The organism is Paenibacillus sp. V4I5 (assembly GCF_030817255.1).
Classification (GTDB): Bacteria; Bacillota; Bacilli; order Paenibacillales; family NBRC-103111; genus Paenibacillus_E.
The window spans coordinates 6553295-6564809 of record NZ_JAUSZB010000002.1 but is presented as its reverse complement, the minus strand read 5'-3'; the positions used below and the strand labels follow the sequence as shown (position 1 = coordinate 6564809).

Below are 11515 nucleotides of genomic sequence, written 5' to 3'. Positions count from 1 at the left end.
GGATGACTACGGCTGCCTTCAATCTCGGCAAGATCCTCTCATCAACCGTGAGCCTTGGCGCTTTCTTTGGCTTCCAACGCCTTTAACACTTTAACGGCTGCAGTAGCGATTTCATCCGCTTCTTCATCGGTGAGGATTGGGCTGATCAATGTGATCGTTATTCTACCCAGTAGGTCATCGCATTTTGGACACATGTCTTTTGTATATACGACCGGGTTCTTGAATGGATAATTATACGGAAAATTGTCCTTCTCGGCTGTACGCTGCTCGAAGAAACATGGGATCATATAACAAGGTATACCATCGTACATCGCATGAGTAGAGACATTTTCCGCTTTCATCGCGGCTGCGTATTCTTGTGCCCTTTCCAGCGTAGAATGAACGATGCCAAGTACACAGCCGGTATCGCCGTCATCGTCAACGGCCGCGCGGAACCTCACTTTAGGCATCTCAGCCAAAATGTATGAGCGAATTTTACGGTGATGTCTTCTCATCGTTCCGATCACGGTATCGAGCTTCTTCCACTGTTCGATCATGACGGCTCCGGTCAGCTCGCTCATCCGGTAATTTTGTCCGGACATCACGTATTGGGGTTCGATTTGGAAGCGGTCCTTGTCCCGGAACATGCCTTGGTCGTGATAGCGCACAGCACGTTCGAACAGCTCGGGATTCGAGGTAATGACCGCTCCGCCTTCGCCTGCCGTCAACATTTTATTCATTTGGAAGCTGAACACGCCGATGTCTCCAATTGTGCCGCAAATCTTTCCTTTGTACGTGCAGCCTTGGGATTGGGCTACGTCTTCAATCACGTAGATGTTACGCTTTTTGGCGAACGCCATTATTTTATCCATATCACACGGACTGCCGTTGATGTGTACCACGATGATCGCTTTGACTTCATCATCGTAAACCCGTTCTAGATCGTCAGCATCCAAGTTGAGCGTTTCGTCCATGTCGACGTATACGGGCACTGCATTGCTGCTTACGACGGCTCCTGCCGTTGCGATGAACGTATTTGCCGGCACAATTACCTTGTCGCCGTATCCAATTCCTAGAGCCTTCATAGCAACCACCAAGCCGGCCGTACATGAGGATACGCCCAGCACATACGGGATATTCAAGTCCCGTGCAATCATGTCTTCCAAAGCCTTTACCGCATACTGCATATCCGGACCATAATAGCGGAACGGTGATTTGGCGGCAAGTACCTTCGAGACCGAATTGATTTCCTCTTCTCCGATTAGCATTGAGCCTCGGAAAGGTGGAGGCAGCGGTGTGCTCCTAATCGGTTTTCCGCCGTCGATCGCTAACTTTTCCATATTTCAGTTCCTCCTTCAACTATAAAATCAAAAGTGGTTCTTACACACTTGTTAGCTTTGTGCTCGCACGGTCGATCTTCAGCACGGCCGCATTCGCGCGATAAATGTCCTCCGCCGTCAACCGGTGGGGTTTGCCTGCAATTTGATTCAAGAAATCCTCAGCCAGTGTAGCGGGAGGGATCTTAATCTCCCAGCGAGTCGTCTTGTTATGATGATCGGTAAAGGCAATGAATGGTCCCGGTTGCCCAAGCGGGTCTCCGGATGTCCGAATTTCTGCCCTGCCTTTGGTACCGGAAACAAAGATACGCCCGTCTCCCCAAGATTCGAACGCTTCGGGCATCAACCAATCTGATTTCATCGTAGCGGTTATATGGTCCTCCAAAAGCACGTTGACAACAGCGTTTTCAAACAGACTAGGATACTCCGGAAACCGATTTTTGATCAACATGCTGTTGTGCCCAACAATTTCCTTGCCCGTAAACCACCACAGCATATCAACGTCGTGAATCATCAGATCGATGATCAGACCTCCGTTCAGCGTTTTATCGAAAAACCACGCAGGTCTGGTGGCCGGATGAAGTTTATGAGGCTTCAAGAAGGTGAAATCCTCGATTTCGCCTAGCAGTCCTTCGTCGATCATTGATTTCAGCGTAAATTGGGCCGGTGCAAAGCGAGCGGTCAGCATCATCCCTAGTTTGATTCGCTTCCGGTCGATCACCTGGCGGAGTCTGGTTAACCCGTTCTGGTCGATGACAACCGGTTTATCCGTCATGACATGGATCCCATGTTTTTCTGCCCATTCGATCACGTCGATTTTGCTAACATTTGGTCCGGCGCTGCCAATGATTTCTACTCCCTGTTCAATAAGTTCATCAATGGACTGGAACAATGGTACGCCATAAGAAGCTGCGTACTGTCCTGGGACATTATAATCGCTTTGGTCGAATATTCCTGCAAATTGATGCCCTTCTTTGATCATTTCTTCGATAAATGACTTGATATGGTAGTGCTGGCAACCGACAATAGCAAATTTCATGTTTGTTCAACTCCTATTTTTGATTTGCTCCTCGACATTCGTTTGCAAACAATTCCGAACTTTATTGCAACTACGTCTTCCAGGCTTGCCTGTTCATTCTCGCGAAGCGGCCGCCAGAAAATAGCTTGAGCTGCATGGTCAGCAACGCCCAGGATGACGGAATCGTCTTCCGTCACGCCAATGATGCGTACGGTTCTTCGAGCTCGTTCCCACTCGTTGATCTGACTGCCGGTCCAGAAAGTGAAGCCTCGCTCCCGCGCTTCCTTGACGACTTGTCGAAACGCTTCCCGCACTTCGGGGAACCTTTGAATGCGCCCCTGATGGAATAGGAAATGAGCTACTCCCCGAACAAGACTTACCTGCTCCAAGAAAGGAACAATTACACCCATATCGGTAAATTGGGGAAGGTCCTGTGTAAGGAAACCGATTTCCAGAATATTGTACAGCCTATTCCGTTCATCCGACCAGGCAATCGGGAAATAAGGGTGGCACGTTCCGAACAAGAAGCCGGCATTTCCTTTCTTGCTCGGTCCCCGCGTCTGATCCGATTCGATACCGCAGGCTTCACACCACAAGAACAGCTCTCCCCAACCCTCGAGGAGGGTGATGTGATTTTTGTTGGTTACTGCCTTTTGTACGACGTTATCCTGCAGCCATCGAGCTTGCCGCTTGAAGTCCTCTTGTGTCCAACTTCCGCCTTCATTCACATTTGAGTTGAAATGAAGGGCAAGTTCATGTCCTGCTTCCCTAATCCGCGGATAGACCCATGCGCTATAGCCTGGCTTCATCATGCACCATGTCGATTGGATCCCGTGTTCCTCGAGAATTTCCAAAGTCGCAATGGCGTCTTCGTCCCAATTGCGGTCGCTGTCATGGGATAGCATGGCTATCTTTGAAATGCCTTCAGGCCAATAGTCGACGAATGGCAATATTTTGCCCTTCTGCGCCATTCTTCGCATAATGTGGGAAACGATGGCCTCTCGCCACAAATCAGCGTAAGGATGGGCGAAGTAGGGAGCCCCTGGTTCCGTTATCATGCGGTCGTGCGTCCAATCCAGCTCAACTCGGTCGTCTGCCTTCCACAGTCCTTCATCAACGGGTGCGCTTCCGTCCGGAGCAGGAACTCCGTCGTCGAAGACAGGTGCTGTCCCCTGCTGCAGACCGACGATTGTGCCCAGTAGATCGATACTCCATCGTTCGATTGAGCCTGAGCCGACCTGAAATTGCTGCAGCACCGGTCCGAGCTTCGTGCCCTTCGGCTCGCAGGCGATCGTGCCCCATTCCATACCCCCAGAAAGCGATCCATTCGAGGTATTGACGCCAGGTCCCCAATCGCCCTCTACCGCAAGTTGCTGAGGGCGGCCCCAAGGAACAGCGCCGAGAAATCGGAGCGGTCGGGTGTCTCCTAGGCTTTCAGGCAATTCGGCGTATCCTATCGGTAGTGAGACTGATTTCATATAGCCGAGCCGCCTAGCCAATGCGTTGATTCCCGCGTAACTGACGACGATTCCGCCACGCTCCGCGTAAGCCCAGATCGATTGAGATGTCGCTTCATCATTCGGGGCTGCTGCTACGATAATCAAATCATAGAATCTTTCCAACATATGATGGACGCTGTCCAACCATTCAAACGGAATTCCAGCATGGGAAAGCACTTCCCCTATGTACCGTTCGAACACGTTTAAACCGTATTTATACCTTTGTTCTTCTATGCGCCGATCCAGTAAAATTCCGATTCTCGCGAAGTTCATATTCGGCCCCCTCCATAGAAAAGCTCCAACCTTGCTATTATCTCGCTAACTTGCTTAGCTTAAGTTAAGGCGGAGTATGTTCGAAAGTGTAAACGAATCCCCGATCTTCACGTCCATGTGCACCCTTTTACCTCGATATTCGATGACCTGTTTATTCCCCAATCCAAGCCGCTTATGCGGAGAAGGCCATCCTTCTTCCAACTTTATGAGCGTCATGTCGGAGCTAAACTTCAGAGATCGTCCGTCGATCTGCGGATCAAACAGGTAGTAGGCAGATGGCTTCAAGTAATCCGCAGAATCAATTAGCGCTGCCTGCCTTTTAAATGCTTGTTCCAAGCTCTCGTCGACTCGATCGAGCTCGACTCCAATGGTTCTGGTTTCTGCAATCACTTCGGTTACAACCCCTCGATAAGCAGAAGCGTCCGCTGTCCACTCTCCGTCTGATGTGCGGATAACCGAGTAACGTACAGCTTCAAGTTGAACGAGCTGGTCGTCCCGATAGCGCAGAACCAAAGCCTTGGCATCCGTTTCAAAGATTCGTCCTTGGGAATCACAGTAACGGACCATTTCCCCTTCCGTATAAGAACTGAGTACAATATCATGATGAATCCCATCCCGATACCGAATCTCCATGCCTGTCGACATAGGGTGATGAGGGACTGTGTTCGAGTCCGGCATCAGCGGAAGAACAGATTGCAGGAACGACGTACCCTCAAACGGCTCCAATACGCTAATAAAACCTGTTGTATGGGTTGCTGCATCTACATTGTCTTCATCCCGCCATAATACATAGGGTTCCCATAGGGATTTCTGCATTTCCTCCCCACCCTTTTCTCCAAGGCACAGGATGAGCTCGCGTTGCTCCCCTTTTGGAACGGTATGGATTTTCATGGAAGGAGCACCATATGGGAATGTCCAGGAAATAGGACCATTCACCTTCGCCTTTCGTAAAGCCTTCATCCATCCGAAGCCAGGTTTGCTGTATAAAGGAACATCCGCACCAGCTAGTGTGCCTTCCATCGGCATCCACTCTGATTCCTCGATGCCTTCGAATTGCACGGATTCGGGCTTACAGTCCATTCCTACCGTGTTATAATCAAACGTTTTCCCGCCTGTTAAACCATTAAAATCAACGATATAGGCGTTTTCCTGATCAGGAGCCTGAACGACCCAACACCAACGCTCGTAATGTGTACCTGGGTAAGCAATCGTATTATCAAGTCCCGCCATTTGGAGAATATTACCCTCGTAGTGGCCTTTTTGACGTGAATAGGAAGGCACCTGATCTTTACCATCGACTAAAGCAACTGTACAAGCCGCCGAATGTGTTTCCCACGCCTCATATTTGGGACTGAGCCAAGTAAACGGATATCTACCGCCTGAGGCTTGCAGATGATACCCGTAGCCCCCAATCCACAATCCCAGCTTATCGCCATGTCGGTGTCCGGCGGATGGCTGTCCGTACAGCATCACATGCTTGCTGTTGTGAGCATTGGTCCCTACACGGAACATACTCGTTTCAGAGTCTTGCAGAAGGAAAGAAGGTTGAAGTTGATCGGACTTCGCCTCATATTGCTGGTATTCCTCCCACTCGGCCGCCGTAGCAAGCAATAATAAAGAGTGCTTATTGTTTGTATCTCGAACGCTCCGGAGGCGATATGCGGTTAACTCCTCCTGATCATATCGGGATAAAAGCCCGCCTATTACCGAACGAAGCGATGGCGAACGGCGGTAAATGATTTCATAGGAAGGTGTATAAGTGATTTTGCCTTTCCTTCGATCTTCAGAGATCGGCTCCACATTATCCGCAAGCGTGTCGCCAAACATAGGAATCAGGCTTCCCGAACGCAGCTTCGCAAAAAGTCCAATCACCTGTTTCAGACTGAAATCCGAGTCTTCAAACAGATCGATTCCATTTGGAAAATGCTCCTCATCCGTGAACCCGTAGTTGTTGTTCGCCATCATGGACACTTGCTCACAAATTGCTGCAATATAGCCCAGTGAATCGTAAATATATCGGCCATCTCGGAAAAAGTTATTACGAAACTTCGATTCCAAGCTATATTTTCCACCATATAAAATATGACGCATTAGCTTACCGCTTCCCATATACGAAGCGATAAGCAACTGTAGATAAATCCAACGCAGGGACCAATCGGCGTCGCGGGTTTTCTCAATTTCGCAACTGTACAAAATGTAAGGAATCATTTCGTGGACAGCCGTGTTCACACGGAATGGAGATGTCCTCGTTTTATTTTCTGCATCGGGTTTGGCTGCAAAAAAGCGTTCTAAATCAGGACGAAATTCCTCCCCTGCTTCATAAAGCAGGTCTGCTGCTTCAAAGAAGTTAGATAGCCAGTGGGATTCCGTCGTTGTCGGCTCGGATATTTGCACAGTATCGTAGTAACCCGATCCATAGTTGCCGTTCATATATGGCACAAGCTCGGCAATACGCCCAATCAACAGTAATGCTTTGAAGGCATATTTCGTATCGCCAGTAAGCAGGTAGGCATATGCCAAGTTGTTAATCGCACCGGAGTTCTGCATGCCGGTCGTCTCTTCGCAGATATTTTTATCCTCCAAAACGGAGCAATACGGGTTTCCCATCAACATGGAGAGGATGAATAAACGGTACGAAGCCGTAAACATATACCGTACTCCCGGATTTGGAAATCCTTCTGGTGCTAAGAACCCTTGACCGTCATCGTCCATTATGACATCTTCGCCCGTTGTTGGGTTTTGCAGTGTCATCCCGTTATACCACCATGTTTGGGTAGTAGGGTTATAATATTGGTAAGGCCGCTCTAGACAAAGCTGATATGCAGTCCGCTTGCCGCCTGTAAGAGGATCCCCGAAATATTGCCCCACGGAAAGCGCCCTAGGGTTGCCCACGGGTACCAGCTCGAACAGCTCATCGTCGCTCTTGGCAGCCCAGTAATCTGCAATCTGCAAGATCTCATTTTTCACCCGCCCGCCCCAAAGCGTCGTGTTTGCGGACTTCCGAGCTTGGTCAACGTCGGCTCTAGATAATCTAGCAGTAAAGCCCTTACGTTTCTCGGTCACAAAGCCGTATATGTCTTGAGGAATCTTCCACTTCTCCCATCGCGTAAAAAAGAGCGTACTATCCGCTTGAACCTTTTGCTTCCTCGTCTCGATCTCATCTTCGGTCAGCCCCCGAGTCAGCAGCAAATCACCCATCCCTAAACCCATCGTCGGCCGATCGCCTGGAATACCCGACCACGTAATCAGCGTAGTTTCATCTTCGCTTTTTACCGTACGAACCGCGTTGAACCCGAGGATTCGCTGCTCTGGTGACTCAATCCGCAAGAGCCGTAACGGCATTCTCAAAGATAGGTCTACAAAGCCTTCCGAAGTCGAAATCGAATACGCTATGTCGGGAGGAATCTCCAATTTTTCAATTTCATACAGGAATTCCTCATACACCACGCTGCCATCCTCTTTAAACTTTATCGAAAATGCCCCATGACGTTTCCTACGCGTATGGCCAAAATCGAAAAAAAGCACGACTTCGCCGTCGGCTTCGGGTGGGACAGATTCATAACGCAAATTCAGGCAGAATTGATCCAATTCCGTGTACGCACGGAATGATATAGCGTGATTCGAGTCCTTTAGTTGAACAATCTTCGCTCGGAAACCCAGATCGGCAACCTTAAACTTCCCCGAATGGGGTGCTTCGAAGAAGCTGTTTTGTTCATGTACCAAATAAATGGGATAACGGTTGACAGCTGTTGTCATGATGGACTGCTCTCCTTTCGGCGCCAGAGTCTCTCGATTACTGAACTTTTCCACGCGCATCTACAGTTAGCACCCTTTCCATTCGGCCGTTACGAATGCCGATTAACTGATCATGCATGTTAGTCGTCGTGCAGCAATGGTTCGGGAGAAACAGAAGCTGCTGCCCAACAGATAGCTTCATTCCTTCTGGAACTCTTACTGTTCCATGTTCTTCGCTTAATCGTTCAATGATGACGTCCACACGCCCGTATAACGTTCCATAGCCCTTCCGATGGGGATTTAAATCACTGGAAAAAGTCTTGGAACCCCCATCGATGATGACCATCCCGTCACGCGGAGCGCTCACAACTGTAGCTGCAACATATAGGGCACAGTCGTCAGCTCCGGCTACGCCAAGATCCCGTTGGGTGCCGTCGTTAAACACATAGGAACCGGGACGCATTTCGGTTACACCTATTTGTTCCGCTATAAAGGCTGCTGTTGGGGTCGAACCAACGCTAATTTGTTCGATATGGATCCCGTCTCTCTTCAACATCACCTGCGTCATGACTAACAGTTCGGCTTCGTTTCTGGCTGCAACCCGGAGCTCTTCTGTACTTTTGGAGCCATATGAATTTCCAGCATGAGTCATGAGCCCGGTAACTCTCAAACCGGGAAGACGGCTCATTTCCTTCACTAGTAGCGCTGTTTCTTCGCCAGGCTCTCTGCCGCAGCGACCCAGCCCGGTATTAACGTCAACGTAAACCGCCACTTTGCAGCCCATGGCCTCCCCAAGATGAGACAATCCACGTGCCACCTCGAGGTCATCTGTACTGACTGTCACATCCGCACGAAGCATTAATTGGCGCAAGCGCGCAAGCTTTGTCTTCCCTACAATAGGATAGGCAATGAGGATATCCCGAATTCCTGCATTTGCCATCACTTCCGCTTCACTAAGTTTGGCCACAGTAATCCCGGTTGACCCTAATTGGAGCTGTTTATGGGCAATCCATGTATTTTTGTGTGTTTTTGTATGAGGTCGGAGCTTAACCCCAGCGGTCTTAGCTGATTCTGCCATCCTATGGAGATTGCGCTCCATGATGTCCAAATCTACTAAAACACTAGGTGTTTCGAGTGTTTGAAGAGCCTCTGGCAGTTCATAGATTTCACTCATAATCGATCCTCCTATTACGCAAGTTTGATGACTTGGCCGCCATCAACAACTAGGTTGTGGCCGGTCATGTAACGAGATTCGTCTGATGCTAAAAACAAAGCAGCATCCGCTATCTCTTCCGGCTGTCCGACTCGGCCCATCGGTATCGTCTTGACATAGTCAGCTATGGCCGGAGGGTCGTCAATCAACGACTTCGTAAGTCGAGTTTCTATGAAGCCAGGACATAACGCATTCACTCGGATTCCGTAAGGTGCCAACTCAAGTGCCATGGACATGCTGAGCAGGTTCATACCGCCCTTTGTCACATTGTAATGTGCCTGCATGGCTTCCGCGTTAATACCATTCACACTTGACATATGAATGATAGATCCACCCGTCCGACGTTCCATCATCTCTCGAGCAACTCGCTGACCGGCAAGAAATGAACCCTTCAAATTCACGTTCATGTGGTCATCCCAATCTTCCTCGGTGATGTCTAGGAATGCGCTTAATCCACAAATGCCTGCATTGTTAACCAATATATGTACAGCACCCCAATGTTCAATGACTTCGTCTACCAATCGGTCAACTTGACTCTTCACCTGCACATCAACCTGGGATGTCATAACTTCGCCGCCATCGCTTCTAATAAGGCTCGCTGCCTCTTCTAGGGCGGTAAGGCTTCGTCCTGCAATCGCTACCTTGGCACCTTCTTTAGCGAAACGAATAGCCGTTGCCAATCCAATGCCGAGCGAACCTCCTGTAATGATCGCCACTTTACCTTCAAGCCTCATTGCGATTCCTCCTAGTCAACACCTTATCCAGCGGATCTTAACCCTCCGGTATGACAGCTACAACGTCCACTTCCACGCGTACAGTTAATTGGCTGCCGACCGTCGTGCGAACCGGACGAACGGGTCCAGGAAAAATCTCCTTGTACACACTGTTAAAGCGTTCAAAATCATTTATATCTGCAAGATGTGCCGTTACCTTAACAACATCTTGCAAAGTTGCTCCTGCCGCATTTAGAATCGCTTCCAAGTTGCGAAACACAAGCCGTGTCTGCTCTTCAATCGTACCCTCCACAATCTCTCCCGTTACGGGATCTAACGGACCTTCCCCCGATGTATAAATAAGATTCCCTACCCGAATTCCCTGTGAATAAGGCCCCGTATTTTGTGGCGCTCCGGCAGTGCTAATCTCTTCTTTGACCCACTTGTCTGCCATTTGAAATTACCTCCCGCTTTCTACTCCGCACCATTCAACAATGGCGGTGATATAAATTTTGGTTAGCTTGATCAAGCTCTCAATGTCCACAAACTCGTCTGAAGCATGGGCATTCTCGCCGACCGGTCCAAGGATGACCGCTGGCGTGTCAGAGTGACAATTGAACATAAAAGCGTCACAAGCAAATGGCGCCGTATAAGTTCCAACTGGCATTCCCCATTCCTCTTCCGCCTGTTGCAGCAAAATGTTAGTAAGAGGTGTTTCAGCATGGCTTCCGGGAATAAATCGGGTGATCAGCTCCCAATCGACCTCAAGCCCAGCCAGTTCCGGTTGTGTAATTAAGGTGCGAATCACTCCAATAAATTCTGACTCCAAAGCGGAGAACGACTCACCTGGCAAACATTCGACCCAAATTTCAATCATACAAGTTTCCGGGATCCCGTCTGCCATGCCAGGCTCGAAGCCACCTCCTTGGATCATCGAAAGCACGACCGCAGGACTTTGGGACTCGCCCGTCGGTGTAACGAAACATTTTCGTATCTGCATGTCTTTCTGGTAGCTCTCGATTGCTCGGATAAGGTGTGCCATTCCGTAAACCGGATTTCGCAGCTCCTCACCGCCGAATCCCATGCCCCCTTTGCCTCGAACACAGATCCTCCAGGCAGCTCCACCCATGTGTGAAGCACAGACCCGCAAGTTAGTAGGTTCGGGAACGATCGCAGCATCAGCTCGATTTCCTCGAATCCGCCCTGCCAAAGTTCCGTTGGCACCGCCCATCTCTTCATCGACTACGCTCTCGAAGCTGAGATCACCGAGCAAGTGGATACCTATTTCCTGCAAATATTTAAAAGCAAGCAAGACGGCAGCGATACCGCCTTTCATGTCGTTTGAACCGCGACCATACAAACGGCCCCCTATGATAACAGGTTGGAAGGGGTCTTCTGCCGTTTTGCCGGTAATGCCTGGCACGACGTCCGCGTGAACGGCGAAGAGCAGCGACCTACCTTCGCCATTTCCCATTTTGGAAGCATACAAATTCGGTCTATCTGTATAGTTGCGATCCCCCCAGAAAGCCTGATTTGTCCTCAGTCCATCTACACTAGATAATGCATACAGCTCTGTATCGAAATCGAGCTCCTTTAACACCTTTTCTAGGTATATCTGCATGGGCAATTCATTCCCATTTGGAGGTACATTTTCACTTGGAATGGCTACCATTTCCAAAAGCATCTTCACTAAATGGTCTTTTTGATTCCGTACCCAGCTTTCCAAATCTTGGTCGGTAAATATCACT

General features: G+C 49.3%; 8 protein-coding genes. All 8 read right to left on the bottom strand.

Translation table 11 applies throughout. From position 1 onward, the window contains the following. Positions 1-41: 41 nt before the first annotated feature. Genes QFZ78_RS32090 through QFZ78_RS32055 form a run of 8 tightly spaced genes read right to left on the bottom strand, consistent with a single transcriptional unit; the run spans position 42 to position 11514 of the window. On the bottom strand, positions 42-1319 hold the full coding sequence (locus QFZ78_RS32090) for a DegT/DnrJ/EryC1/StrS family aminotransferase (protein ID WP_307553389.1): 1278 nt from the start codon (positions 1317-1319) through the stop codon (positions 42-44). A 40-nt stretch (positions 1320-1359) separates the two neighbouring features. Next, entirely contained in the window at positions 1360-2355 is a 996-nt protein-coding gene (locus QFZ78_RS32085) for a Gfo/Idh/MocA family protein (RefSeq protein ID WP_307553388.1), read from the bottom strand. Continuing rightward, positions 2352-4106 carry a polysaccharide deacetylase family protein gene (locus tag QFZ78_RS32080; protein WP_307553387.1) on the bottom strand — a complete coding sequence of 585 codons (1755 nt, stop codon included), beginning with the start codon at positions 4104-4106 and terminating at the stop codon, positions 2352-2354. Before QFZ78_RS32080 ends, QFZ78_RS32085 begins: the two co-directional genes overlap by 4 nt. 54 nt (positions 4107-4160) lie before the next feature. Beyond that, the gene (locus tag QFZ78_RS32075) at positions 4161-7862 is read right to left on the bottom strand and encodes a hypothetical protein (RefSeq protein WP_307553386.1); all 3702 of its coding nucleotides are present in this window, start codon (positions 7860-7862) and stop codon (positions 4161-4163) included. 37 nt (positions 7863-7899) lie between these two features. Then, complete coding sequence (locus QFZ78_RS32070) at positions 7900-9015, bottom strand: alanine racemase (RefSeq protein ID WP_307553385.1); 1116 nt, start codon at positions 9013-9015, stop codon at positions 7900-7902. A 14-nt stretch (positions 9016-9029) separates the two neighbouring features. Next, complete coding sequence (locus QFZ78_RS32065; RefSeq protein ID WP_307553384.1) at positions 9030-9788, bottom strand: SDR family NAD(P)-dependent oxidoreductase; 759 nt, start codon at positions 9786-9788, stop codon at positions 9030-9032. Positions 9789-9825: 37 nt separating this feature from the next. Then, the gene (locus tag QFZ78_RS32060) at positions 9826-10221 is read right to left on the bottom strand and encodes a Rid family detoxifying hydrolase (RefSeq protein WP_307553383.1); all 396 of its coding nucleotides are present in this window, start codon (positions 10219-10221) and stop codon (positions 9826-9828) included. A 6-nt stretch (positions 10222-10227) separates the two neighbouring features. Beyond that, positions 10228-11514, bottom strand: coding sequence for a M20 family metallopeptidase (locus QFZ78_RS32055; protein WP_307555985.1), 1287 nt, complete (start codon positions 11512-11514; stop codon positions 10228-10230). Position 11515: the final 1 nt, after the last annotated feature.

What these genes read in the sequence shown, in the direction of transcription:
- QFZ78_RS32060 (WP_307553383.1), bottom strand. Translation starts at nt 10,221, where the DNA reads ATGGCAGACAAGTGGGTCAAAGAAGAGATTAGCACTGCCGGAGCGCCA.
- QFZ78_RS32075 (WP_307553386.1), bottom strand. Translation starts at nt 7,862, where the DNA reads ATGACAACAGCTGTCAACCGTTATCCCATTTATTTGGTACATGAACAA.
- QFZ78_RS32090 (WP_307553389.1), bottom strand. Translation starts at nt 1,319, where the DNA reads ATGGAAAAGTTAGCGATCGACGGCGGAAAACCGATTAGGAGCACACCG.
- QFZ78_RS32085 (WP_307553388.1), bottom strand. Translation starts at nt 2,355, where the DNA reads ATGAAATTTGCTATTGTCGGTTGCCAGCACTACCATATCAAGTCATTT.
- QFZ78_RS32065 (WP_307553384.1), bottom strand. Translation starts at nt 9,788, where the DNA reads ATGAGGCTTGAAGGTAAAGTGGCGATCATTACAGGAGGTTCGCTCGGC.
- QFZ78_RS32080 (WP_307553387.1), bottom strand. Translation starts at nt 4,106, where the DNA reads ATGAACTTCGCGAGAATCGGAATTTTACTGGATCGGCGCATAGAAGAA.
- QFZ78_RS32070 (WP_307553385.1), bottom strand. Translation starts at nt 9,015, where the DNA reads ATGAGTGAAATCTATGAACTGCCAGAGGCTCTTCAAACACTCGAAACA.